The organism is Glutamicibacter sp. BW77, assembly GCF_002332285.1.
Taxonomy (GTDB): Bacteria; Actinomycetota; Actinomycetes; order Actinomycetales; family Micrococcaceae; genus Glutamicibacter; species Glutamicibacter bergerei.
Genome location: NZ_NRGT01000037.1, coordinates 1 through 24,602, shown reverse-complemented (window position 1 = coordinate 24,602; position 24,602 = coordinate 1). Strand labels below are relative to the sequence as shown.

At 61.7% G+C, this 24,602-nt stretch carries 19 protein-coding genes; 13 read left to right on the top strand and 6 right to left on the bottom strand.

Annotated features, from left to right (window positions below):
- Positions 1 to 120: 120 nt before the first annotated feature.
- Entirely contained in the window at positions 121 to 333 is a 213-nt protein-coding gene (locus CIK74_RS03920) for a hypothetical protein (RefSeq protein ID WP_096254466.1), read from the top strand.
- Between the two features lie 157 nt (positions 334 to 490).
- Here CIK74_RS03920 and CIK74_RS03915 read toward each other — a convergent pair whose 3' ends face one another.
- The 4 genes from CIK74_RS03915 to CIK74_RS03900 form a co-directional block, all read right to left on the bottom strand.
- Positions 491 to 946: a VOC family protein gene (locus tag CIK74_RS03915; RefSeq protein WP_096254465.1), complete on the bottom strand. Its 456-nt coding sequence runs from the start codon at positions 944 to 946 to the stop codon at positions 491 to 493.
- Between the two features lie 150 nt (positions 947 to 1,096).
- Positions 1,097 to 1,993: a polyphosphate kinase 2 gene (gene ppk2, locus CIK74_RS03910; protein WP_096254535.1), complete on the bottom strand. Its 897-nt coding sequence runs from the start codon at positions 1,991 to 1,993 to the stop codon at positions 1,097 to 1,099.
- 116 nt (positions 1,994 to 2,109) lie between these two features.
- Complete coding sequence (locus CIK74_RS03905) at positions 2,110 to 3,411, bottom strand: M1 family metallopeptidase (RefSeq protein ID WP_096254464.1); 1,302 nt, start codon at positions 3,409 to 3,411, stop codon at positions 2,110 to 2,112.
- Between the two features lie 13 nt (positions 3,412 to 3,424).
- A complete protein-coding gene (locus CIK74_RS03900; RefSeq protein ID WP_096254463.1) occupies positions 3,425 to 7,345 on the bottom strand; it encodes a Pls/PosA family non-ribosomal peptide synthetase in 3,921 nt (1,306 codons plus the stop codon).
- A gap of 357 nt (positions 7,346 to 7,702) precedes the next feature.
- On the opposite strand from CIK74_RS03900, the gene CIK74_RS03890 reads away from it, so the two are divergent.
- Positions 7,703 to 9,253: a DUF5129 domain-containing protein gene (locus CIK74_RS03890; protein ID WP_096254461.1), complete on the top strand. Its 1,551-nt coding sequence runs from the start codon at positions 7,703 to 7,705 to the stop codon at positions 9,251 to 9,253.
- Positions 9,254 to 9,359: 106 nt separating this feature from the next.
- Here the strand turns inward: CIK74_RS03890 and CIK74_RS03885 are convergent, their stop codons facing one another.
- Complete coding sequence (locus CIK74_RS03885; protein ID WP_096254460.1) at positions 9,360 to 10,328, bottom strand: quinone oxidoreductase; 969 nt, start codon at positions 10,326 to 10,328, stop codon at positions 9,360 to 9,362.
- Between the two features lie 171 nt (positions 10,329 to 10,499).
- Between CIK74_RS03885 and argC the strand changes: the two genes are divergently transcribed.
- The 6 genes from argC to CIK74_RS03855 are packed head-to-tail and all read left to right on the top strand — an operon-like array spanning position 10,500 to position 16,435.
- Positions 10,500 to 11,531, top strand: coding sequence for an N-acetyl-gamma-glutamyl-phosphate reductase (gene argC, locus CIK74_RS03880; protein ID WP_096254459.1), 1,032 nt, complete (start codon positions 10,500 to 10,502; stop codon positions 11,529 to 11,531).
- Positions 11,528 to 12,727: a bifunctional glutamate N-acetyltransferase/amino-acid acetyltransferase ArgJ gene (gene argJ, locus CIK74_RS03875; RefSeq protein ID WP_170947735.1), complete on the top strand. Its 1,200-nt coding sequence runs from the start codon at positions 11,528 to 11,530 to the stop codon at positions 12,725 to 12,727. Before argC ends, argJ begins: the two co-directional genes overlap by 4 nt.
- A 26-nt stretch (positions 12,728 to 12,753) precedes the next feature.
- The gene (argB, locus tag CIK74_RS03870) at positions 12,754 to 13,680 is read left to right on the top strand and encodes an acetylglutamate kinase (protein WP_096254458.1); all 927 of its coding nucleotides are present in this window, start codon (positions 12,754 to 12,756) and stop codon (positions 13,678 to 13,680) included.
- Between the two features lie 53 nt (positions 13,681 to 13,733).
- On the top strand, positions 13,734 to 14,921 hold the full coding sequence (locus CIK74_RS03865) for an acetylornithine transaminase (RefSeq protein WP_096254533.1): 1,188 nt from the start codon (positions 13,734 to 13,736) through the stop codon (positions 14,919 to 14,921).
- A 50-nt stretch (positions 14,922 to 14,971) separates the two neighbouring features.
- On the top strand, positions 14,972 to 15,931 hold the full coding sequence (gene argF, locus CIK74_RS03860; RefSeq protein WP_096254457.1) for an ornithine carbamoyltransferase: 960 nt from the start codon (positions 14,972 to 14,974) through the stop codon (positions 15,929 to 15,931).
- Positions 15,932 to 16,435 carry an arginine repressor gene (locus tag CIK74_RS03855; RefSeq protein ID WP_096254456.1) on the top strand — a complete coding sequence of 168 codons (504 nt, stop codon included), beginning with the start codon at positions 15,932 to 15,934 and terminating at the stop codon, positions 16,433 to 16,435.
- Between the two features lie 200 nt (positions 16,436 to 16,635).
- Here CIK74_RS03855 and CIK74_RS03850 read toward each other — a convergent pair whose 3' ends face one another.
- A complete protein-coding gene (locus CIK74_RS03850) occupies positions 16,636 to 17,187 on the bottom strand; it encodes an O-acetyl-ADP-ribose deacetylase (RefSeq protein ID WP_096254455.1) in 552 nt (183 codons plus the stop codon).
- A gap of 354 nt (positions 17,188 to 17,541) precedes the next feature.
- Between CIK74_RS03850 and argH the strand changes: the two genes are divergently transcribed.
- From argH to tyrS, 5 genes are all read left to right on the top strand, one after another.
- Complete coding sequence (gene argH / locus CIK74_RS03845) at positions 17,542 to 18,960, top strand: argininosuccinate lyase (RefSeq protein WP_096254454.1); 1,419 nt, start codon at positions 17,542 to 17,544, stop codon at positions 18,958 to 18,960.
- A gap of 132 nt (positions 18,961 to 19,092) precedes the next feature.
- Complete coding sequence (locus tag CIK74_RS03840) at positions 19,093 to 19,833, top strand: maleylpyruvate isomerase family mycothiol-dependent enzyme (RefSeq protein WP_096254453.1); 741 nt, start codon at positions 19,093 to 19,095, stop codon at positions 19,831 to 19,833.
- Between the two features lie 82 nt (positions 19,834 to 19,915).
- Positions 19,916 to 20,458, top strand: coding sequence for an adenine phosphoribosyltransferase (locus tag CIK74_RS03835; protein WP_096254452.1), 543 nt, complete (start codon positions 19,916 to 19,918; stop codon positions 20,456 to 20,458).
- A gap of 138 nt (positions 20,459 to 20,596) precedes the next feature.
- Positions 20,597 to 22,879, top strand: a complete 2,283-nt coding sequence (locus CIK74_RS03830; RefSeq protein WP_096254451.1) for an AAA family ATPase — start codon at positions 20,597 to 20,599, stop codon at positions 22,877 to 22,879.
- Between the two features lie 91 nt (positions 22,880 to 22,970).
- Positions 22,971 to 24,290 (top strand): tyrosine--tRNA ligase, encoded by a 1,320-nt coding sequence (gene tyrS, locus CIK74_RS03825; RefSeq protein WP_170947734.1) that lies wholly within the window; start codon positions 22,971 to 22,973, stop codon positions 24,288 to 24,290.
- Positions 24,291 to 24,602: the final 312 nt, after the last annotated feature.

The window sequence follows — 24,602 nt, the reverse complement described above, 5'->3', positions numbered from 1 at the left end:
GAGGTATCTGCAATCACGCGGAATACCCCGGGGCGTTGGTTTTGTCCTGCATGCATCTGCCAGCGCCTGCAGGCGCGCGGTAGAATTAAGCTCCACACAACTTACCTCGGGGGCATTGCCATGGGTTCACGGATCGCCGCGCGACTTGGCGCGGTGCTGCTTATTGTGGTGCTTGGAGCCCTCGCGGTAGCGGTGGCGGTGTTCTTGGCGATGGGCGCGGTAAATCTAATCCAGCGCGGCGCCGGCACACATCTGGAAGAGCCACCGACCCCGAGCATGGAATTCAGCGAACCGCCCGCGGACCCGCTGCCCGGGCGCCCGAGCGGACCCTAGCAGCGAACGCAAAACCATGATCGTGGAACACGCTATCCTGCCGGTGCGCTGGAAGCAGGCGCTGCACCATTTTTCCGATCCTTGTCCCCTGGTAGAACACTTTATCCCGGTGTTCGACTCCGAACTAGGCTCCATCGCGCCCTTGGCCTCACCGCGCTCACGTTGGTTTGTTGTACTGTTCCGGTTCGTAGCCGATGAGCCAGTGCACCCCAAAACGGTCACGCACCTGCCCGTCGCTGGCGCCCCATGGTTTGCGCGCCAGCGGATCAAGTACCGTGCCGCCCTCGGCGAGCTGGTCGAACCAAGTGTGCAGTATTTCGGGTGCCGCCGTGCCCAGCAGGCTGAGCATTAACCCTTGTGTGGACACCGCTTCTTCGCTCGGTGCGGCATCGGCCGCGTACAGAGTGAGCCTCCCGCGCAGCATGCCGTGGGCGATGTGCTCGCCAGGCCCGTCGGTGCGCGCAAATTCTGCATAGCTAAAGAGCGCGAGCGTTCCGCCAAAAATATGTTGGTAGTGTTCCAACGCGTGGGCGGCGGTGCCCGGAAAAAGGATGTAGGGCGCGGGCGCTGTCGCCGGTCGCGCCTCGGATTGTGATGTCTTTGGTTCCGCCATGTTTTTTCCTCCAGAATTCGCGCACCGCTTCGAGGTAGCGTCGCCAGAGGTCAGGCCGTCCCAGGGGCAACGCCGGAGCGTATCGGTTGCCCCAGCGTAGTGCCGGGCGCCACCGAGCTGCAAGAGAGGCGAGTGGCGTGAAGGGCAGGACTAGAACTCTTCGCCGTGGCTGATGACCTTCGCAGCCCGCCCGACGATCTGCGGATCGGGGGTGCCGACCAGCGCGTGGTCCTTACCCTTGTACTCGAAGCGGCTCAGCACGTGGCGCATGGCCTGCAGCCGGGCACGCTTCTTGTCGTTGGACTTCACTACCGTCCATGGGGCATGCTCGGTGTCGGTCTTCAGGAACATCTGTTTTTTCGCGGCCGTGTAGTCATCCCACTTGTCCAGCGAGGCCAGATCCATGGGGGAGAGCTTCCACTGGCGCACCGGGTCGATGCGGCGAATGAGGAAGCGGGTGAACTGTTCGGCGGCGGAGACGGAGAACCAGAATTTCACCAGGTCGATGCCCTCCTCCACCAGCAGCCGCTCGAAGTGCGGGGTCTGCTCCAAAAAGTGCTCGACCTGATTTTCGCTGCAGAACCCCATCGCGCGCTCCACCCCGGCACGGTTATACCAGGACCTGTCGAAGAGCACGATCTCCCCGGCGGCCGGAAAGTGTTCGATGTAGCGCTGGTAATACCACTGGGTGGATTCGCGCTCGGTCGGCTTTTCCAGGGCGACGACGCGTGCCCCACGCGGGTTCAGGTGTTCGGTGAAGCGCTTGATCGTGCCGCCTTTGCCGGCCGCGTCGCGTCCCTCGAAGACGATCATCAGCCGTCGATCGTGCGCCTTGAGCCACTTTTGCAGCTTGAGCAGTTCGATCTGTAGCGCACGCTTCTGCGTATCGTAGGCCGCCCGCTCCATTTTGGCGTCGTAGGGGTAGTCCTCGCGCCAGGTGTCCACGATGGAGCCGTCCGCGCGCACCAGCACCGGGTCATCGTCGTCGTTGTCCAGCACGTGGTAGCCGCGAAATGCATCTTCAAGCAGGGGGAGTTCAACCGTCATGACTCCAGTGTATTTTTGCCAGGTGAACACCTCATGAACAATTGGCTAACCGTTCATTGACTTAGGCGTTTATGACGTATGGCCTGCGCCACGTGGCACCCGTGGTGGGAGGTGCGCTAGCGCGGGAAGGCCGGCAATGCCTGTTCGTAGAGCCAGGGCTCCAACAGCGCGGCGACATCAAGCGTGCCTGGCGCGAACCCTTGGGCGTGCGCGAGGAACGCGGCGGTGTCCACATGCCCATGGGCGTGGGTGGCGACCCATTCCTTGAGCATCGTGTAGAAGGCTTCGGCGCCCACTTCGCCCAGCAGCGCGAACAACGCCAGCGCGCCGCGTTTGTATACCCGGTCATCGAACATCAGCTCGGGCCCCGGGGCGCCGATAACCAGGTCCTGCGCGGACTGCTCGAGCTTTTCCCAAGCCGCTCGGGCCCGATCGGCCAGCGAGAGCAGCCCGGCAGACTCGGAATACAACCATTCGCTGAAGCAGGCGAATCCCTCATGCAACCAGATGTCTGTCCAACGTTTTAAGGTCAGCGAATTACCCCACCATTGGTGCGAAAATTCGTGCGCGATCAGCCGTTGTGCCTCCCAGTCAAGGGATAGGTGGTTGCGCCCAAAAATGCTCAGCCCGGCGGCCTCTAACGGGATTTCCAGCTCGTCGTCGACCACCACAATCTTGTAGCTGGCATACGGGTAGGGGCCAAAATGCCGTTCAAAAACCTCGGCCATCTCGCCCTGCTTGGCAAAGGCGCCACGCACCGCCAAATCCATGCCGGGCACCGCGTAGGCCAGCAGGTGGCCTTCGGTATCAAACGGGATTTCGCTGTAGCGTCCGATCTGCACGGTCGCCATGTAGCTGGCGATCGGTTCACGCTGTTCGTAGACCCAGGTGTCCGCGCTCGCGGCCCGGGAGTAGCTGACCTGTTCGCCATTGGCCACCGCCCGGTAGCCGGCATCGGTGGTGATCGAAAAACGGTAGCTGGACTTGTGACTGGGATGATCGTTGCAGGGGAACCAGGTGGCCGCCCCGGTGGGTTGACCAGAAATCAGCACCCCGTCGGTTAGTTCCTCCCAGCCGACCTCTCCCCACATCCCGTTATCCACCCCCGGGTTTCCGGCATAACGCAGCGCCAGTTCCACCTGTTCGCCGGCGGGCAGCATTGCGGGCAGCTTCACCTCGATACGGTGGTGTCTTTTGGTGGCCGCAAGCTTTTTGCCCTGGCAGGTGGCCTTAAGCACGCGCAACCCATGCAGGTTTAGCCGCACCACATCGAGGTCGACCAGTGCGCGGATGTGCAACACGGCCTTGCCTTCGAGCAGGTTGCTGGCCAGCTTGCACTTGAGCTCCAGGTCATAGTGCTCCACGGTGTACTGCTCGGAACCGTGGTGTTTGGTGTAGTCATCTAGCTGCTGCGGCATGCGGTGCGGTCCTCTAGGCTTTCACGGGCTGATCGGTGGTGATGTTCCAGCGTACCGCCGGATTGCCACGCCAGTAGGTATTGGCCGGCAGTCGTTCACCGCGCAGGATCAGCGAGGCCGGCCCTGCGGTGGTGCCCTCGGAAATAACCGCGGCGGGCAGGATCACGCTATGCGGGCCAAGCGTACCGCCGGCACCCAGGGTGACCGTGTCGATGGACATGATGCGGTCGTGGAAGAGGTGGGTTTGCAACACACAGCCGCGGTTCACCGTGGCGTGATCCTCCAAGGTGACCAGGTCCGCCTCGGGGAACCAGTAACTTTCGCACCATACCCCATGCCCGATCTTGGCGCCCTGGGCACGCAGGAACCAGACCAGCGCCGGGGTGCCGGAGGCCAGGCGCGCAAACCACTGGGCGCAGACCAGTTCGACAAATGAGTCAACCATTTCGGTGCGCCAGATGAACGAGCTCCACAGTGTGTGCTCGCCCGGGCGGATCACCCCGACCACCAGCCATTTGGCGGCCAGCGCGGTCAGTGCGGCCACCGCTCCGGCCACCACCAGCACCGCTCCGGAGAGCAGCGCCGCGGTAAGCGGGTTCACGTGGGTGGCCAGCGCGGACAGCGCCCACAACACACCGCCGGCGATGCCCACGGTGGTGAATACGGCCAGAGCGCGGGTCAGCTCCCACAGCGCGCGCATGACTTTTAGCTTCATCGGCGGCTGATAGGTGCGCTCAGATTCGGCGTCCACGGTGGTGCGGCGCAGCTTATGTGGGGGAGAACCGATCCAGGAGGTGCCGGCCTTCATCTTGCGTGGGGTGGCCGAAAGCACCGCGATCAGCGAGCGCTTAGGCACTCGTCGCCCGGCATGCAAGATGCCGGAGTTACCCAGGAAGGCTTTTTTGCCCACACGCACCGGGGCGATGTGCATCCATCCGCCGCCCAGCTCATAGGAGGCGACCATGGTGTCATCGGCCAGAAACGCGCCCGAGGCGATGGTAGTCATCTTCGGGATCAGCAGCACCGTGGAAATCTCCACATCGCGTCCGACCTTCGCACCGAGCAACCGCAACCATACCGGGGTGAACAATGAAGCGTAGAGCGGGAAGAGCACATCGCGGGCGGTATCCAGCACGCGTTCGGTCGCCCACGCCTGCCAACCGACCCTGGAGGTCACCGGGTGCCAGCCCTCGACGAGACCGATGGACAGCAACCGCACCTCGATAACGATCAGCGCCATCATGGACAGGAACCACACCAGGGCGGCCAGCAACACCGCCGGAATGAATTTCCAGCCGATCGACGTCAGCGAATCTTCGGCACGCAGCAACGGAGTGACCGCCAACACGGCCAAAACCACCGGCAACCACTGCAAGAGGTTCAGCAACACCGAACCGAGAGCACCCAGCACGCGCGGAAGGAGGCGATACGAAGGAATTTGCTCGGGCCAGCGTGGTTTGGCGCGTCCCTCGCGGGCGGCCGGGGATCCTGCATAGCGCGAGTTCTCGCGGGTTTCACCGTAGATGGCGGAGCCGGCTTCCACGATGGTGTGCGGTGCAACCACGGCGCCGGGAACCAGGGTGGTGCGGGCGCCGACGGAGGCGAAGTCTCCGACGCTCACGTGGCCCACATGTACCTTGTCACCGTCGATCCAGTAGCCGGAGACGTCGACCTCGGGTTCCAAGGTGGCGCCCGGTCCGACGGTCAGCATTCCGGTGACCGGCGGCAGGGTGTGCATGGTGGCGGTTTTGTCGATATCCGCACCGAGCATGCGGGCATACCAAGGCAACAGTGGCGCGCTGGCCAGGGAAATCGGGTCCACCACGTCGGAAATGTGCTGTGCCAGCCACAGACGCAGGTGCATCGAGCCCGAACGCTGATAGGTTCCCGGTGTCAGGCCGCGCAGCAAGAGCTTGCTGGCCATGATCGACAGGCACATGCGCCCGGCCGGGGTGACGAAGATCAGCCAGGAGGCCAGAATCGAGTACCACGGGATCGGCAACTGGGCTTCGAGAATTCCCACGCTGAGCAGGAACCAATGCCCGAGCATCAGGTAGGTGAACCAGCGCAAGCCGGAAAGGATGAACAACGGCACCGCGAGCAGAGTCTGGGTGATTTGGGTGATGCGCCGAGTGCGCTTGACGATGCGAGGTTCGATGACCTCGTCGTTGATCTGCTGCCCGCCGAGGTATTCCACCAACGCGCCAAAGCGGGGGTAGTCGTAAAGTTCGGCAACCGTCAGGTCCGGGTAGCGAGAGCGTAGCGCGGAGACCAATTGGGCCGCCGAGAGCGAGCCGCCGCCGGAACCGAAGAAGTCGGCGTCCGCGCTGGACACCGGCGCGCCCAACGCGCCCTGCCACGCGTCGGCCACAAACTGCCCGGTCTCGTCTAGCCCGTGTAGTTCCTCTTCGCTCTGCTCCCCGGCGCCTGCCAACGGCCAAGGCAAGGCATTGCGGTCCACCTTGCCACTGGTTTTCATCGGCATGGTGTCCACCAGGGTTAACAGCGGCACCATCGCCGCCGGTAAATCTTCGAGCAGTGCGGTGCGTGCCGCGCTCAGATCGTAATCTGCGGCTGCGGCGAGATAACCGACCAGCATCTTGTTGCCGGTATTGGTTTCGCGCACCGCCACCGCGGCGTTGGACACGCCTTCGAGCGAAGCCAGTGCGGCGTCGATTTCGCCCAGTTCAATGCGCCGCCCGCCGATTTTCACCTGGTCATCCACGCGCCCGATGAACACCAACCCCAGCGGGTCGTTGATCGCCATGTCGCCCGAGCGGTAGGCGCGGTCCCAGCCCAAGGTGGGCATCGGCGCATACTTTTCCGCTTCTTTTTCCGGATCCAGATAGCGGGCCAGGCCCACGCCGCCGATGATCAGTTCACCGGATTCCCCCTCGGACACCGGGATACCTTCGGGGTCCACTACTGCTAGATCCCAGCCGGCTAGCGGCAGGCCGATACGCACCGGCAAGCTGCCGTCCATGGTGGCGCCGCAGGCCACCACGGTGGCTTCGGTCGGACCGTAGGTGTTCCACAGTTCGCGGCTGTCGGTGGCCAGGCGTGCGGCAAGTTCCGGCGGGCAGGCCTCCCCGCCGAAGATCAGCAGACGTACCGAATCCAGCGCTTGGGCCGGCCAGAGCGCGGCCAGAGTGGGCACGGTGGATACCGCGGTGATCGAACGGGAGATCAGCCAGGGGCCCAGATCCATGCCGCTGCGGACCAGGGCACGCGGGGCCGGGACCAGGCAGGAGCCGTTGCGCCAGGCGATCCACATTTCCTCGCAGGATGCGTCGAAGGCCACCGACAGTCCGGCAAGTACCCGGTCGCTGGTGTTCAGCGGGTCGGCGGGCAAGAACATTTGCGCCTCGGCGTCGACAAAGGCGGCCGCGGAGCGGTGCGTGACGGCAACACCCTTGGGTTTGCCGGTGGACCCGGAGGTGAAGATGATCCACGCGTCGTCGCCAAGGCGTGGGGCGCGTGGGTTGGGGAAGGGGGTCGCACGCAGCGGGTCGATCACGGTGAGCTGATCGGTGCCGGAGATGAAACCGGCCACCTGGGCCTCGTCAAACACGGTTTTGGCGCGCTCGTCGGGATCGTCGGCATCCACCGGAACGTAGGCGGCACCCACCCAGAGGATCGCCAAGATCCACTCGTAGAGCGCGGCGGTCCCGGAGGTGACACGCACGCCAATCCGGTCCCCGGCGCCGAGGCCCGACTGATGCAGGCGTAGCGCTTTGGTCTTAACCTCTTCGATCAGCTCGGCGTAACTTTCGATGTGTGAGCCGTCGTCAATGGCCGGCGCGTCGGGATGGGCCTGCGCGGTGGCCTGCAAGATCTCGATCAGCGTGCGTGGCTCGGGGGCCAGCGAACCGGCCGGAAACTGCGCCGGGTAGATCGTCGAATTCTCGGGGGTGGAACTATCTACGGAGTCCATAAGCGGGCGGATCCGTCCCTTCGGTACGGGTGGGGTGCACCAGTGGGCTGCGAGTTCGTGGGGGAGACGGGTTCGCATGAAAAAGGGGTATGGATCCTGGAGGGGATCGGACGTTGCGACGTCCTGCACCTATTAAAGCCCCTCAAAACGGTCACGGGGAAGCTTTGGGTGCTTTTGGTCGTATGGATCACATCAACAATTTCGCTGCTCGGACACATAACGGGCGGCCAAATTCTCGCCGTTCGAGGCCGTGTCCCGTCCATCGTGGGGATGCGCGCAAGCGCAGCCACCGAGTAGGCTGGGTGATAAGCGCATCGATCGGAATAAATCTCGACACCCCCTCTGGAGGAATTTTCCATGCATCAGCCCCAGTCAACAGGCCTGAGCAGCGTTGCGGTGGCGGCGCGTCGCACCGTGGCTGCCGGATTTGCCGCCACGTTGCTGATGGCCAGCGTGATCCCCGGGGCTTATGCCGCCGCAGCTGAGCCGGACACGCTCGAATCGATCACCGTTGATGACACCGCAAACGTGCTCAATGAAGACAAACTGCGCGACGCAATCGAAGGCCTGGACTTTAACGAGCCGACCAAGGTGGCCGTGTATACGCGCAACGGAGAGTATTCCGATGACATCAACACGAAAACCCTAGATTTTGCGCGCAGCAGCCACAGCGAATGGATTTCGGATAAGCCCGAAGACTACGGGGATTACTGGGCCGATGGCTACTTCATCATCACCTTGTCGGTGGAAGGCCAAGGCGACGGGCAGGTCGGCACCTACTTCGGTGAGGATCGTAAAGTCTCCGAGGGGCAAATGGGTTCCATTCACGAGGCCGGGTACGAGGATTTTAACGCCGGACGCTGGTCCGACGGGGTGATCGCGGTGGCCGAGCGCGGGTCCAAAATCATGAATCGCCCCTGGTATCAGCATCCGGCACTGGGATGGACCGTGGGACTTGGCGGACTCGGAGCGCTGGGCACGGTGGGGATCACCGCCGCGGTGCGCGCACACAATCGCAAACGTTTTAGCCAAGCGCTGGGTGAGGGCACCGAACACCTGACCCGGGTCACGCTGGACTTGGATGCCACCGAACTTGCAGCGAGCACGCTCCCGGCCGACGCCGCGCACGCAACCGTGCTCGCTAGCCGCTTCGCCAACTTCAGCGCCGACTACCGTGTGGTGTTCAGTGAGCGCCAGGAGTTGGAGGCAACGACTAAAAAGCTGCGGTCACGCAGTGTTGGAGTGCTTCGGGCTAAGGATTTTTTGTCCACCGCACAAACTCTGGATTTGACCGACGACGCGATCATTGATGCCGCATCCCTCTATACCCGCGATGCCAACTGGGAAGCGGCCTGGCGCAGGCAGATCGCCCCGCTACTTGAAGACCTCAACGCGTTGCCCGAACTGACAGAAAATTCTACTGACGCCGCGGAAGACGGCGACGAAGAGGTTCGAGCCAGCGTGGCCGCGTTGAATTCCTTCGCGGCTCAAGCCCGCAATCAGTTGCAACGTCTGGGCGATGAGCTGAAAAGTGAAAGCATCGAGGTTGATGATGCGCTTGATGCTCTCTCAGATTTGCGCGTGCAACTGACCGAAAAACTTGATGCTTTGGCCAACGCACAAATCGTGACCTATGCGAAGAGTCCGGAAGAGGAAGAAGAAATGCGCACGGAGCTAAAGCGCTCACGCTATGACGCAACAAATCAAAGGCCGCGCGCTGTCGGCACAATTTTGGACGTCAGCTACCCGGCCGCGATGTACTGGTCCGTGGGTTCCTACAGCACCGGCTACAGCCAAGCGGTCAGCTCGGTGGATAGCTCACGCTCATCGGGTGGGTCTTCGGGTGTTTCCCAGGGCTACTCCGGTGGAGGTAGTTTCTCCGGCGCCGGAGGCTCCTCGCACTTCTAATGTTGCGCCGCAACTACTGAAACTCACGGCGAAGGCCTGCCACCAAAATCGGTGACAGGCCTTCGCTACGTAGTGCTACGCGGTGCCTTCGCGCGCGGGCAGGCGTTTAGGGAACGAGGAGCACCTTGCCGGTGGTCTTTCGCGATTCCAGCGCCCGATGCGCCTGATCCGCATCTTTGAGCGCGAACTCCTGGCCCACCCGAATATCGAGCTCACCGGAAGCCACCCAGCCGAATACATCGCCAAAACGCCAGGCGCGTTCTTCGTCGGTGGCCAAAAAGTCTGCGAGCTTCGGGCGCGTGACGGTTAATGATCCACCCGCGTTTAAGCGCTGCAGATCAAAGGGTGGCACCTGGCCGCTGGCTCCTCCAAAGAGTGCGAGTGTGCCGCGGCGCTTGAGTACCTTCAGCGAAATGTCAAAGGTGTCTTTGCCGATGCCGTCGTAGACCGCATGCACGCCCTGGCCCTTGGTGACCTTGTCAACGGTGGCCTCCACCTGGTTGTAATCCACCACGTAATCTGCTCCGGCGGCACGCGCCAGGTCTTTCTTTTCTTGGGTGGAGGCGGTGGTGATCACCGTCGCGCCCTTCATCTTCAGGATCTGAGTCAGTAACAGGCCCACTCCGCCGGCGCCGGCGTAGGTGAGAATGACGTCGCCCGAACGGACCAGGTAGCTCGAATGCGTCAGGTAGTGCGAGGTCATGCCCTGCAAGGGCAGCGCCGCGGCCAGGCGCAGATCAACGTTGGCCGGCACCTTGCCCAGTTGGTTTTCGTCGACCACCGCAAATTGCGCGTAGCCCTTGGTACCGCTGGAGGTAGCAACGCGGTCCCCGACCTTCAGGTGACGCACGTTCTCACCTAGCTCGGTCACGGTGCCAGAAAATTCGGTTCCCGGGGTGAAGGGGTAGTCCACCGCGTAGACGCCGGAGCGTTGATAGGTTTCAATGAAGTTCACGCCGACCGCTTCGATCTTTACCAGGATCTGGCCCTCGCCCGGGGCTTCGATGGGGGCATCACCTAGTTCCATCACTTCGGGTCCACCTGCGTGGGAGACGAGTATGCTCTGCTGATTCATACGATGCGCTTCCAATCTTTGTCCCTTGCCAAGTTGCTGGCCGTTGCCTGATCCCAGTCTAAGTGTGGCGGGTGTGAGCTCGATGAGCGACAACCCAGAGCTGGCATGAAATGACGAACAATTTATGCATATTTATTAGGTTTGATGCATAACCGGTTGTAGAGTGAGGTCATGACGATTTCAGTTGCTGTCTCCGGCGCCAGCGGATACGCCGGAGGCGAAGTCCTTAGAATTTTAGCCAATCACCCAGAGGTAGAGATTGGTGCGATCACCGCGCATTCCCAAGCCGGATTGCGACTAGGCGGCATCGCCGCGCATCTTCACTCCCTGGCCGATCGAGTGCTGGTGGAAACCACCGTGGAAAACCTTGCCGGACACGACGTGGTCTTTCTTGCCCTTCCGCACGGCGCGAGCGCAGCGGTGGCGGCGGCCCTGCCAGAATCTACCCTGGTCATCGACGCCGGCGCGGATCACCGCCTGGAATCGGCGAGTGCCTGGGAAAAATTCTACGGCTCACCACACGCCGGATCCTGGCCCTACGGACTGCCCGAACTTCCCGGGGCGCGCGAGAAACTCGCCGGCGCCAAACGCGTAGCAGTACCTGGTTGTTACCCCACCGGCGGCCAGCTGGCCCTCGCCCCGGGCTACCACGCCGGGTTACTTGAGCCACAAGACGTAGTGATCGTTTCCGCCTCCGGCACCTCCGGCGCGGGAAAAAGCGCCAAAACCCACCTGCTGGGCAGCGAAACCATGGGCTCGATGAGCACCTATGGCGTCGGCGGTATCCACCGCCACATTCCCGAAATGGAACAGGGCCTTTCCAAACTGGCCGGGGAGGACGTGACCGTGTCCTTCACCCCGACGCTGGCCCCAATGCCGCGCGGTATCCTGACCACCGCCACCGCGCGGGTCAAGCCAGGAGTGCGCGCCGCCCAATTACGCGAGGCCTGGGCATCGGCCTACGCCAACGAACCATTTGTGCACCTGCTGCCCGAGGGCCAGTGGCCCACCACCGGCGCGGTGCAAGCCTCAAACCACGTGCACATGCAATTAGCGTTCGACGAGCACGCCGGACGAGTGATCATCACCGCCGCGCTGGATAACCTCACCAAGGGCACCGCCGGCGCCGCCGTGCAATCGATGAACATCGCACTGGGCTTGCCCGAAACCACCGGATTGTTAATGCAAGGAGTCGCACCGTGAGCCTGACCCACACCCCAACCTTTCCGCAGGCCACACTGGCCGGAGTCACCGCACCGGCAGGATTTAGCGCCGCAGGTGTGCCAGCGGGCCTGAAATCCACGGGTAAAAACGACGTGGTGCTCGTGACCAACCAGGGCCCGAACTATGCGGCGGCCGCGGTCTTCACCGCCAACCGCGTGGCGGCGGCTCCGGTGCACTGGTCCAAACAGGTGATCACCGATGGCCGAGTGGACGCGATCGTGCTGAACTCCGGCGGCGCCAACGCCTGCACCGGAGCCGAAGGCTTTGCCAACACCCACCAGACGGCCGAACATGTGGCCCAACTTTTGAACATTTCCTCCGGTGACGTGGCCGTAGCCTCCACCGGGTTGATCGGCGAACAACTGCCGATGGACAAGCTGCTACCCGGAGTAGAGCGCGCAGCAACCGCGCTCGCCGGCGGTCAGGACGCTTCCGATCAGGCGGCGGCCGGCATTATGACCACCGATACCGTGCCGAAGATCGCCTCGCGCACCGTGAATGGTTACACCTTGGGCGGTATGGCCAAGGGCGCGGGCATGCTCGCCCCGGCGCTGGCCACGATGCTGGTGGTGCTGACCACCGACGCGGTGCTCGACGCCACACAGTTAGATGCCGCGTTGCGCGCCGCGACCTCGGTCAGCTTTGACCGGGCGGACTCCGATGGCTGCATGTCCACCAATGACACGGTGCTGCTGATGTCCTCCGGCGCCTCCGGGATCACCCCGGACGCGCAAGAGTTCACCGCCGCGCTGGCCGATATGTGCCAAGAGTTGGCCGCAAAGCTCATCGACGACGCTGAGGGTGCACAACACACCATCGCGGTCCGGACGTTTAATGCCGCCACCGAGGCCGACGCGCTGGAGGTCTCCCGCGCGGTATCCCGATCGAACCTGGTGAAAACCGCGATCTTCGGCAAGGACCCCAACTGGGGGCGGGTGCTCTCCGAGGTCGGCACCACGCGCGCGGCCTTTGAACCCGATGAACTGAACGTCTCGATCAACTCGGTGATGGTCTGCAAAAACGGTGGTGTCGGCGAGGATCGTTCGCTGGTCTCGCTAGAGGATCGTAACGTGTCGATCGACATCGATTTGAACGCCGGATCCGCGCAGGCCACCATCTTGACCAACGATCTAACCCATGACTACGTCCACGAAAACTCCGCCTACTCCAGCTAGGCACGCACCCTAGGAGCCCGGCCACGATGCCGCACACCGCACAAAGTCACCTCGGCGCCGCCCGTACCAAGGCCGAAGCGCTCATCGAAGCGCTGCCCTGGATTCAACGTTTTGCCGGAACCACGATGGTCATCAAATACGGTGGCAACGCGATGGTCAACGAGTCGCTACGCCGCGCCTTCGCCGAAGACATCGTGTTCCTGCGTCACGCCGGAATCAACCCGGTGGTGGTGCACGGCGGCGGACCGCAGATCAACAAGATGCTCGACACGCTGGGCATCAAGTCAGAATTTCGTGGCGGGCTTCGGGTGACCACACCCGAGGCGATGGATGTGGTGCGCATGGTGCTCACCGGCCAGGTGCAGCGTGACCTGGTGGGCCTGATCAACTCGCACGGGCCCTACTCGGTGGGCATGTCTGGGGAGGATGGCGCGATGCTCCAAGCGGTTCGCACCGGTACCTTCGTCGACGGGCTGCCCGTTGATTTGGGTTTGGTCGGCGAGGTGACCCGCGTACGCACCGATCAGGTGGACTCGCTGGTGGAAGCCGGAATGATCCCGGTTATTTCCACCGTGGCACCGGAATTTGATGCGGCGGGGGAGCCAACCGGGGCGATTCTCAACGTTAACGCGGATACCGCGGCCGCGGCGCTGGCCACCGCGCTGGGCGCCGCCAAACTGGTCATCCTCACCGACGTGGAGGGCCTTTACGCGGCATGGCCGGACAAGTCCTCGCTGATCAGCTCGATTACCAACGATGAGCTGCGCACCATGCTGCCCACCTTGGAATCGGGCATGATCCCGAAGATGGGTGCCTGCCTGAAGGCGGTCGACGAGGGAGTGGCCCAGGCCCATATCGTCGACGGCCGTGAGGCGCACTCGATGCTGCTCGAAATTTTCACCACTGCCGGGGTTGGCACCCAGGTGGTACCCCAGGATAAGGAATCTAAGTGAGTCAGGAATTGCACCCAAACGGTGCGCTGAATCAGGCCAATGAGCTCTCCTCGATGCATGGGGCCGAGCTGACCGAGCGTTACAACAAGTCACTGCTCGGCGTTTTTGGCACCCCCTCACGGGTTTTGGTGCGTGGCGCCGGCTGCCATGTGTGGGACGCCGACGGCAACCGCTACCTGGACTTGCTTGGCGGCATCGCGGTCAACACCCTCGGTCACGCGAACCCTTTGCTGACCAGTGTGATCACCAGTCAGTTGGCCACCCTGGGGCACGTGTCGAACTTTTTCAGCACCCCCACGCAGATTGCCCTGGCGGAGAAGCTACTAGAAATTTCTGCCGCGCCGGCCGGTTCCAAGGTGTTCTTCACGAACTCCGGTACCGAGGCGAATGAGGCGGCGTTGAAGCTCACCCGGCGTAATGTCGGGACCGAGCAGACCCCGCGCACCAAGGTGATTGCCCTGGAACACTCCTTCCATGGCCGCACCCTCGGCGCGCTGTCGCTGACCTATAAGCACAAGTACCGTGAACCCTTCGCCCCGCTGCCAGATAATGTCAGCTGGATTCCGGCCGGAGATATCCAGGCGCTGCGCGAGGCGGTTGACGAAACCGTTGCGGCGGTGTTCATCGAACCTATTCAGGGTGAAGCCGGGGTGCGTGAGCTGGAGAAAGAGTACCTGCGCGCGGCGCGCGAGATCACCCAGGCCGCCGGTGCACTATTGGTTTTTGACGAGGTGCAGACCGGCATGGGCCGCACCGGGCAATTTTTCGCCTCCGCACCGGTGCTCCCGGACGTGATGACCCTGGCTAAGGGGCTGGGCGGCGGATTCCCGATCGGCGCGATGATCGTCTTCGGTGAAGAAAATACCAGCTGGCTGACCCCGGGGGACCACGGCACCACCTTTGGTGGCAACCCGGTGGCCTGCGCCGCGGGGCTAGCCGTCATCCACACCATTGAAAACGAGAAACTACTGGAGCATGTGCGCGAAACCGGTGACTGGTTACGCGCCGCGCTGGCCGAGCTGGACGGGATTAGCGCCGTGCGCGGCCGCGGCCTGCTGACCGCCTTTGAATTGCAAACGGCGGTAGCGCCGAAGTTTGTTTCCGCCGCGCTAGATGCCGGGTTCATCGTCAACGCCACCGACGAACACACCATCCGCCTGGCCCCACCACTGATTATTACCCGCGAACAACTCGAAACCTTCCTCGCCGCCGTGCCACAGCTGCTGACCGCGGCCGTCTAAACCTTGCGAACGAACAGCCCGGCTACCGCCGGAAACTAAGGAATCATCCCATGAGTCTTACCCGCCACTTCCTCACCGACCTTGATCTAAGCCCGGCAGAGCAGTCCAAGGTCTTGGACCTCGCCGCAGCGATGAAGGCCGATAAATACGGCTTCACACCCTACGCGGGCCCACAAACCGTCGCGGTCTTCTTCGACAAAACTTCCACGCGTACCCGCGTTTCCTTCCACGCGGGCATTGCCGAGTTGGGCGGCTCACCGCTGATCATCAACTCCACCGATTCGCAGCTGGGGCATAAGGAGACCATCGCCGATTCCGCCCAGGTGTTGGCGCGAATGGTATCCACTATCGTGTGGCGCACCTACGCCCAGTCCGGGCTCGAAGAGATGGCTGCGAACTCGACGGTGCCGGTCATTAACGCGCTATCTGACGATTACCACCCCTGCCAGCTGCTGGCGGACCTGCTCACCGTGCGGGAACACAAGGGCAAAACCGCGGGGCTGACCATGGTCTACCTGGGCGACTCCGCCAACAATATGGCCAACTCCTACCTGCTAGCCGGGGTCACCGCCGGCATGCACGTGCGTATCGCCGGTCCTGAAGGCTACCTGCCTTCGGCCGAGATTATCGCCGCCGCCCAGATTCGTGCCGAAGAAACCGGCGGTTCGGTGGTCATCACCACCGACGCGGCGCAAGCGCTGGAAGATGCCGACGTGGTCGTCACCGACACCTGGGTATCCATGGGGCAGGAAGATGAGAAGGCGGCGCGACAGAAGCTCTTCGTGGATTACGCGGTGGATGCCGAGGCGATGAAGCTTGCCAAGGACGATGCGATCGTACTGCACTGCCTACCGGCCTACCGCGGCTACGAGATTTCCGCCGAGGTGCTCGACGGCCCACAGTCGGTCGTGTTCGACGAGGCCGAGAACCGGGTGCACGCGCAGAAGGCCATCATGACCTGGCTGATGGTCGCCTCCGGTCTGGCGCAAGATCCCCGAGTGGAGCTCTAAATGTCGGTACAGCCAAGCACCAAAACCGCGCGCCAAGCCCGGATTCGTGCGTTCTTGGGCAATAATTCGGTTAAATCTCAGGCAGAACTGCTCGGGTTGCTCAAAGATGACGGGTTGGAGGTCACCCAGGCTACGCTTTCCCGGGATCTGGTGGAGATCGGAGCCGTACGGATCCGCGACCACCTGGGCCAACTGATTTATGCGATCCGCCAAGAGGGTGGGGACCGTTCCCCGCAGACCGCCATCACCCAGGAGGTGCTCGACGCGCGCCTGGCTAAGATCTGTCAGGAGCAGTTAGTCACCGCCGAGGGCTCGGCAAATATCGTTGTTTTGCGCACCCCGCCGGGGGCCGCGAACCTGTTGGCGCTGGCCATCGACCACTCGCAGATTCCCGCAATTCTGGGCTGTATCGCGGGCGATGACACGATTATGGTGATCACCCGCGCCGCCGATGGGGCCAGAGAAGTGGCCAGCCGCTTTTTGCAGCTGGCCGAACCGCGCTAGCCGGGCGGGACGCACACAAATTTCATGCACGATCAGCGCGCCACCGAAAGGGTTTCCACCCGCGGTGGCGCGTTGCGTTAACCCGTCATTACGTCGGCGCATCATGGGCGCACAACTCACATGCTCAGAGATAAAATTACCCGTCACCGCTGACGCGCGGTGACGGGTAATGATGTTTTCTGACGGTTAGGCTCGTGGTGCTAGGCAGCCAACTGGTCTACCGAAGACATTCCAAAGGCATCTTCGAAGGCCTCTTGAACTTCGTCAGTATGCGACACCATGACGATGCGGCGGATTGGCGAAACATGCTTATTCGTTTCCACCCATGCGCTAATGGTGTTAAAACCAATTTGAGCGACCGTTTGTGCAGGCCAGCCGAAAGCGCCGGCACCCACTGCAGGAAACGCGACGGAGTGCGCCTCATGCCGCGCCGCCAGATAGAGCGAATTGCTAAAACAATCGGCCAGGATCTTCGGGTTGGGTTTAATCAGTGCGAGGTTTGGCGCCGCGGTATGGATGACCCACTTCGCGCTAAGGTTTCCGGCCTTCGTCGCCACCGCAATACCTGAAGGAATTCCGTCGGGGTATCTGGCCGCACGAACTGCACGACAGGCGGCCAGCAGGGCAGGCCCGGCCGCCGCATGAATAGCTCCATCGACGCCGCCCCCACCCAATAACGAGGGATTGGCTGCATTGACGATGGCATCAACGTTCAACGTGGTGATATCACCGCGGTACAACTGGATTTCCATGGGGTTTCCTCCAACGAAGTATCCGTATTCGGCTTTGTGTCTCTCACCATACGCTCGCGCTGGCACCGGCGGAAGTAGCAAACGCACAACTCACCGTGTCCTGACAAAAAATCTATACCTAGTTCACAGGTTCGGCCCCGATCCGGCATTTGCGTTGGGTGCGGCGCCTGGCAGCGCGTGGCGAACGGCGGCATCGGCGATAAATTTGCCGACGATCGTGCCGAGGTCTTAGTAGTGCACGCCGAACTCGCTGAATAATTATGAGTGTCAATGCATAATGCTTTGCTAGAGTGGAAGCAGCGCATCATCAACTTTGCCCGTCGCCCGGCGGGATCTGGCTGAAAGGAACGAGTTATGTCCTCGTCAACAAATGAAGGATCGCTCTGGGGTGGCCGCTTCTCCGGTGGGCCAGCAGAAGCGATGGCAGCACTGAGCAAGTCCACCCACTTCGACTGGCGCTTAGCCGGCTACGACATCGCCGGGTCCCGCGCTCACGCCAAGGTGCTCCAGCGCGCCGGGCTGCTGACCGAGACCGAACTGACCGATATGCTCGCCGCGCTGAACCAGCTCGAAGCAGATGTGAAGTCCCAAGCCTACGTGGCCGCCGAATCGGATGAAGATGTGCACGGCTCGTTGGAGCGCGGGTTGCTGGAACGTGCCGGCACCCAATTGGGCGGCAAGCTGCGTGCTGGCCGTTCCCGCAACGACCAGATCGCCACCTTAGGCCGGATGTTCCTGCGCGACCACGCACGGATCATCGCTTCCGGTGTTATCGATACCATCGACGCGATGCTCGACCAGGCCAAGGCGCACCCGTACGCGCCGATGCCCGGCCGCACCCACCTGCAGCACGCCCAGCCGATCCTACTTTCGCACCTGTTGCTCGCTTACGCGTGGCCGTTGCTGCGCGATGTGCAGCGCTTTGCCGATTGGGACAAGCGCGCGGCGGTTTCCCCTTATGGTTCCGGTGCGCTGGCCGGGCAGACCCTCGGGCTTGATCCTAACTTCGTCGCCGCGGAATTGGGCTTCGACTCGGCGGTCTTCAACTCGATCGATGGCACCGCTGCACGCGATGTCTTCGCGGAATTCTCCTGGATTACCGCGATGATCGGCGTAGACCTGTCCCGGGTGAGCGAAGAAGTCATCCTGTGGGCCACGAAGGAGTTTAGCTTCGTGAAGTTGCACGATGCGTTCTCCACCGGCTCCTCGATCATGCCGCAGAAAAAGAACCCGGATATTGCCGAGCTTGCTCGTGGCAAGGCCGGACGTTTGATCGGCGACCTAACCGGACTGATGGCTACGCTCAAGGCACTGCCGTTGGCCTACAACCGCGACCTGCAGGAAGACAAAGAACCGGTATTTGACGCGGCGGACACCCTAGAAATGTTGCTGCCGGCGATGGCAGGCATGATGGGCACGCTGACCTTTAACACCGAGCGCATGGCGCAGCTCGCGCCGCAGGGTTTTGCACTGGCCACCGACATTGCCGAATGGTTGGTCCGTCAGGGTGTGCCGTTCCGTGACGCGCACGAACTTTCCGGTGCCGCGGTGCAGCTGGCCGAATCGCGTGGCGTGGAGCTTTGGGATTTGACCGACGAAGAATACGCCGGCATCTCGGAGCACTTAACCCCGAAGGTGCGCGAGGTCTTGTCCACCGAGGGTTCGCTCAATGCCCGTAATGGCCAGGGTGGCACCGCCCCGAGCGCCGTCGCAGAGCAGATTGTCGAGTTTGAACGCCAGCTTGATCAGATTCGCGCCTGGGTCAAAGGCTAAAGCAACACTGCACTAATAATCCGCTTTCCGGGCGGCCGATTAGCCACGCATACCGCATGGTTGAGCGGCCGCCCGGCGCGTTGTGGGTGCCGGACTTCTGCCCGGGAACCGGCTCGCGCTAGAGTGTGTGCCATGACACTTCAACTGCCTCCAGCCCAACTCATTGCACACGTGACCACCGCCTTGGACGAACTGGTCGCGCAGCTTTCCAGCTTGGCTGACGAAGATTTCGCCAAGCCCAGTTCGTTGCCCGGCTGGAGCACCGCGCAACTGGTGGCGCACCTGCATTCGTTGGCGCTGGCCGCAAACCGGCAATTTGAGCAGGCCGGTTCCGCGCAGTTACCACCGATGTACGACGGGGGAGCGGCCGGGCGGATCGAGGCGATCAATATGGCCGCGCTGATGCGACCGGAAAAACTACGCGAACTGGTGAGCGCATCCTTAGGCCAGTTACGTGAAACCCTCACCACCGTGCAAGCGCACTGGGAACAGCCAGTGGGCTATCGTCCGGGAGCGAAGGTGGCCGATATGGTCTACGCGGTCTGGCGAGAAATGCTGATCCACGCCACCGACCTGAACGAATTTATCCGTCCCGCCGCTAGCTGGCCCCAAGAATTTTCCGATCACCTCCTGCGTGCCCTGGCGGCTCGGGTGAAGCCAGAGGACCGCATCGTATTGCAACCCCATGGCCGCCAGCGTCAGGTGATTGGTGAGGGAGAGCGATCCTGGGTACTTGAAGGAACAGATTTTGACTTGGCCGCCTGGTTGTCCGGCCGGCCGGTGGGCGGGGTGGTTCGTGCCACGCAGGCCGCGGATTCGGCCGATTTCCCCACCTTACTGCCGTGGCCTAGCGACGTATTGATGGCGCGTTAAACCCCGGTCGACTCCAAACGTGTGCGCGATCGCAGAGCAAAAGACGACTTCCGGTCCTTCTTAAGCCGTTTGACGCACTAAAATATTACGCGTGACTAATAACGAGAGTATAAGTGAGCTGCTAGACCGACTGTGCGCAGTGGTGGCAGACTACCCACAACCCGGGGTCTCTTTTAAAGACCTCACCCCGGTGTTTGCCGACCCTCAGGGGTTGCGCCGACTGGTAGATGAGCTGATCGCGCCCTTCGCCGGACAGTTCGACATCGTTGCCGGGCTTGAAGCGCGTGGATTTGTGCTTGCCGCCGCGGCCGCCTACGCCTCGGGCCGCGGAATGCTGACCATCCGTAAGGCCGGAAAGTTGCCGCGCGAGGTATACCGCGATGATTACACCTTGGAATATGGCTCCGCCTCGCTGGAGCTGCACAAGGATGAGATCGCGCCAGGCACCCGAGTGTTGGTGCTCGACGATGTGCTCGCCACCGGTGGCACCGTGGGTTCGGCGGTACGTTTGATCGAACGTGCCGGCGGTGTGGTGGCCGGAGTCGGCGTAATTTTGGAGCTCGAAGAACTCGGCGGACGTGCCAACTTGGGCGATCACCAGGTGCTCAGCTTACAAAAAGTTTAGTGTTTCGCACCGGAGCCGGTCACCGGTCATGGCCGGAAGATGACGTACGTGACTTCGCGGGATTAACCCCGCGCCGAACAACGCGCGTATCATAATCTGTCCTGTATATAAGCGATATGAGCGCGAGGGGAACCAAGATTGAGCGGTACGATCGAGCAGGATCTGCTCGCCGAAAGCCAGTATGTCTCACGACTATATGACCGGCTTGATGAGTTGCGCGCCGAAAAGGTTCAGCAGCTTGCACGCACCCGGGCTACCGGCGCGGTAGGCACCTTCCAAAACCAGTCCGAACGTGACTCCTTTGCGAGCCTTTACGAGGACCGCATCGCGCAATTGGACGCGGTGCAAGACCGGTTGGTCTTTGGCCGGTTGGACCTGGCCGAGCAGGGCGAAGCGCAAGCGGAGTCCAACGGTGCGGGGAATTCGCCGCGCTATATTGGACGCATTGGGCTCTCCGATGAGGAGCTGAACCGGTTGATGATCGACTGGCGCGCCTCGGAAGCCGCACCGTTTTATCAGGCGACCGCGCTAAACCCGCGCGGTGTGCGCCGTCGTCGCCACCTGATGCTCAAGGGCCGCGCCGTGGCCGGTATCGAAGATGATGTGCTCGACGGAACCTGGCTCGATGAGGGGCATACGCACCACGGTGAAGGTGCGTTGATGGCCGCGCTGCGCGAGAAGCGCACCGGCCGTATGGGCGACATCGTCGGCACCATCCAGGCCGAGCAGGATGCGATCATTCGCGCCGATCTTCCTGGGGCCGTAGTGGTTCAGGGTGGACCGGGTACCGGTAAAACCGCCGTCGCGCTACATCGTGCCGCTTTTCTGCTCTATGAATACCGCGAACGGCTCAAGCACGCAGGCGTGCTCATTGTTGGCCCGTCCAATTCATTTATGCGTTATATCGAACGGGTGCTGCCTTCGCTGGGTGAAACCGGCGTAGTGATGTCCTCGGTGGGCGAGCTGTACCACGGGGTACACGCAGGTCCGGAAACCGCACGTAATGTCGCCCGGGTGAAGGGTCGACTATCGATGGCGAAGGTCATCGGCGCCGCGGTGCGCAACCGCCAGCGTCTGCTGGCCGAAGACCGCACGGTAGTTGTCGAAGGCACCCGGCTCACGCTGACTCGCGGTATGGTGCGCAACGCCCGCGAACGTGCCCGGCATACGCATAAGCCGTATAACGAGGCGCGCGAAACCTTTACCAAGGTGATCGTCGGAGATTTGGCCGAGCAGTTGCGCCGTAAATTGGAGGAATCTGCCGGCCAGCCAAGCGCCGCGGATCGTTCATACCTTCCACAGGAGGTGCGCGAATCCTGGGATGTGCGCGTGGCCATCAACCTCTGCTGGATGCCGATGACCCCGCAGGGCCTGCTCTCCGAGCTTTTTGCTAAACCGCATCTGTTGGAGGCCGCCGCCCCGCGGATGTCGCCGGCGGACCGCGATGCCCTGTTCCGCCCGGCCGGTTCGCCCTTCACCGAAGCTGACGTGCCGTTGCTCGACGAGGCAGCGGAACTGTTGGGCGAGTTTGTGAACCCACAGGACCTGCCCGATACCTCGCAGTACGAGCGCGACGTGGAAAACGCCAAACGGGCGCTGGACAATATGGATACGATGCTCGCCAACGCGGGGATCGACGGAGTGGTGACCGCGGAGCAGGTAGCCTCGGTCAATCAGGAAACCGCCGCCTCGGCCAGCGCGGCCGAACGTGCAGTCTCCGATCGCACCTGGGCCTACGGGCACATTGTGGTCGACGAAGCCCAGGAGCTTTCGCCGATGCAGTGGCGGCTTTTGGTACGCCGTTGCCCGATGAAGTCCTTCACCATCGTCGGGGATATCGCGCAGACCTCCGCCGCCTCGGGTGCCAATAGCTGGGCCCAAGCATTGGAACCGTTCTTCGCGGACCGCTACAAACTCGAAGAACTCACTGTCAATTACCGCACCCCGGCACAGATTGCCGATGCTGCGGTGCGCGTGGCTCAGGCCGCGGGCTTGCGAATCACCACGCCGCAAGCGGTACGCGAAGGTGACTGGCCACCGGTGATCACCACCGTAGGCAAGGGTGAATTGATCCAGAGCCTGATCGAGCAACTGCCTGGCGAATTGGAATACTCAGCCGGCGGGTTGCAAGCGGTGATCGTGCCACAAGAATTGTTGGCTGCCGCCCGTGCTGCGGTCACCGAGCTCTACACAGAGCGGGTGGGCACCGGATCCGGTGGCCTGGCACAGGACATCGTGGTGATTTCCGCCCGCGAATCGAAGGGTCTGGAATTCGACGGGGTCATGATCGTGGAACCGGCACTGCTGGTGGCAGAGGTAGACGGGGGAGTGGGCGACCTGTATGTAGCGATGACCCGCACCACCCAGCGTCTGCACGTGATCCACAACCAACCACTGCCTGCCGGGTTTACCGAAGCCTAAGGCCAAGGTTTTACTCCCGCACGAGTTTTTGTGGGTGTGATCGGCGGTACAAACTACGCCGTGGCGACGGGATTTTGCTAATGTTGAGAGCGTGTCTGAGAATAAGCAGAATCCCGTCATTGCGGGACAGAGTAATGATCCCTCCTTCGAGAACATCTGGCAGGAACTAAAGTGGCGCGGCCTAGTGCACGTGTCCACCGATGAAACCGAGCTAGAGCGAGCCCTGGCCGAGGAGAGTATCACTTACTATTGCGGGTTCGATCCGACCGCACCCTCACTACACCTAGGCAACCTCGTTCAGTTGTTGAATATGCGTCGACTACAGTTGGCCGGTCACCAGCCACTGGCCCTGGTCGGTGGTTCCACCGGACTGATCGGTGATCCGCGGCAGACTGCCGAGCGCACCCTGAATACCAAAGAAACCGTGACCGAATGGGTCACTCGTCTTCAGGGGCAGGTCTCGCGCTTCCTGTCCAACCAGGGGCCGAACGCGGTACGTCTGGTGAACAACCTGGACTGGACCTCACAGTTATCAGCGTTGGACTTCCTGCGCGACGTGGGTAAGTACTTCCGTGTGGGGACAATGATCAAAAAGGAAATTGTTTCTGCACGGCTGAACTCCGATGAGGGCATCAGCTACACCGAGTTCTCCTACCAGGTGTTGCAGGGTTATGACTTCTTGGAGCTCAACCGCCAATACGGTTGTACCTTACAGACCGGTGGCTCTGACCAATGGGGCAACCTGACCAGTGGTACCGACCTGATCCGCAAGGTTCAGGGCAAGTCCGCTCACGCCTACGGCACTCCATTGATCACCAACTCCGATGGCACCAAGTTCGGCAAGTCCGAAGGTAACGCCATCTGGTTGGACGCAGAAATGTGCAGCCCATACGCGCTCTACCAATTCTGGCTCAATACCGCCGATGCCGATGTAATTGATCGTTTGAAAGTCTTCACTTTCTTAACCCGCGAGCAGATTGAGGCGTTGGCGGTCGAGGTCGCCGAACGTCCGTTCAAGCGCCAAGCTCAGCGCGAACTTGCCTGGTTGGTGACCTCATTGGTTCACGGTGAAGACGCCACCAATAAAGTCATCGCTGCCTCGGCCGCAGTATTCGGCAACGGAGATCTGAACGAGATCGATCTGCCAACACTGGAATCAGTGCTGGTTGAGCTGCCTTCGGCTCAGATAAGCGCCGATGATCTAGGTATCTTGAATGTGCTTCATGCATCGGGGCTTAGCGAATCACTTTCGGCAGCGCGCCGTACCGTGAACGAGGGTGGCGCCTACGTAAATAACGAAAAGGTAACCGGCATCGATTCGGTGCTTAGCAACGAGGACTTCCTGCACGGTAAGTACGCCATCGTGCGCCGCGGCAAGAAGAACATGGCAGTTGTCGAGCTAACCGCTTAGTCAAGTACCAACGTATTTCAGCTAAAAAAGAGAAACCGTCAGAAAAGTCTGTGAACCACGACACCTTTCTGGCGGTTTTCTTGTGTTCAAAACACTAAACTACTAGTCAGGCTAAGTTTATTGGTGATTTTTGGTGGGAATAGCCGATTTGCGCGTCGCCGAGAATGAACGTATAGTTTTTCTCTGTTGCCGAAACGAAAACAACGTGGAATACACGAAGAATTCATTCGGTAGCAAAGAGCTTTTCACAAGGCGTTTCGACTGGTTATGACCGGTTCACGAAACATGCTAGAGTTGAAAAGTTGCTCCGGA

What these genes read in the sequence shown, in the direction of transcription:
- CIK74_RS03920 (WP_096254466.1), top strand. Translation starts at nt 121, where the DNA reads ATGGGTTCACGGATCGCCGCGCGACTTGGCGCGGTGCTGCTTATTGTG.
- CIK74_RS03915 (WP_096254465.1), bottom strand. Translation starts at nt 946, where the DNA reads ATGGCGGAACCAAAGACATCACAATCCGAGGCGCGACCGGCGACAGCG.
- ppk2 (WP_096254535.1), bottom strand. Translation starts at nt 1,993, where the DNA reads ATGACGGTTGAACTCCCCCTGCTTGAAGATGCATTTCGCGGCTACCAC.
- CIK74_RS03905 (WP_096254464.1), bottom strand. Translation starts at nt 3,411, where the DNA reads ATGCCGCAGCAGCTAGATGACTACACCAAACACCACGGTTCCGAGCAG.
- CIK74_RS03900 (WP_096254463.1), bottom strand. Translation starts at nt 7,345, where the DNA reads ATGGACTCCGTAGATAGTTCCACCCCCGAGAATTCGACGATCTACCCG.
- CIK74_RS03890 (WP_096254461.1), top strand. Translation starts at nt 7,703, where the DNA reads ATGCATCAGCCCCAGTCAACAGGCCTGAGCAGCGTTGCGGTGGCGGCG.
- CIK74_RS03885 (WP_096254460.1), bottom strand. Translation starts at nt 10,328, where the DNA reads ATGAATCAGCAGAGCATACTCGTCTCCCACGCAGGTGGACCCGAAGTG.
- argC (WP_096254459.1), top strand. Translation starts at nt 10,500, where the DNA reads ATGACGATTTCAGTTGCTGTCTCCGGCGCCAGCGGATACGCCGGAGGC.
- argB (WP_096254458.1), top strand. Translation starts at nt 12,754, where the DNA reads ATGCCGCACACCGCACAAAGTCACCTCGGCGCCGCCCGTACCAAGGCC.
- CIK74_RS03865 (WP_096254533.1), top strand. Translation starts at nt 13,734, where the DNA reads ATGCATGGGGCCGAGCTGACCGAGCGTTACAACAAGTCACTGCTCGGC.
- argF (WP_096254457.1), top strand. Translation starts at nt 14,972, where the DNA reads ATGAGTCTTACCCGCCACTTCCTCACCGACCTTGATCTAAGCCCGGCA.
- CIK74_RS03855 (WP_096254456.1), top strand. Translation starts at nt 15,932, where the DNA reads ATGTCGGTACAGCCAAGCACCAAAACCGCGCGCCAAGCCCGGATTCGT.
- CIK74_RS03850 (WP_096254455.1), bottom strand. Translation starts at nt 17,187, where the DNA reads ATGGAAATCCAGTTGTACCGCGGTGATATCACCACGTTGAACGTTGAT.
- argH (WP_096254454.1), top strand. Translation starts at nt 17,542, where the DNA reads ATGTCCTCGTCAACAAATGAAGGATCGCTCTGGGGTGGCCGCTTCTCC.
- CIK74_RS03840 (WP_096254453.1), top strand. Translation starts at nt 19,093, where the DNA reads ATGACACTTCAACTGCCTCCAGCCCAACTCATTGCACACGTGACCACC.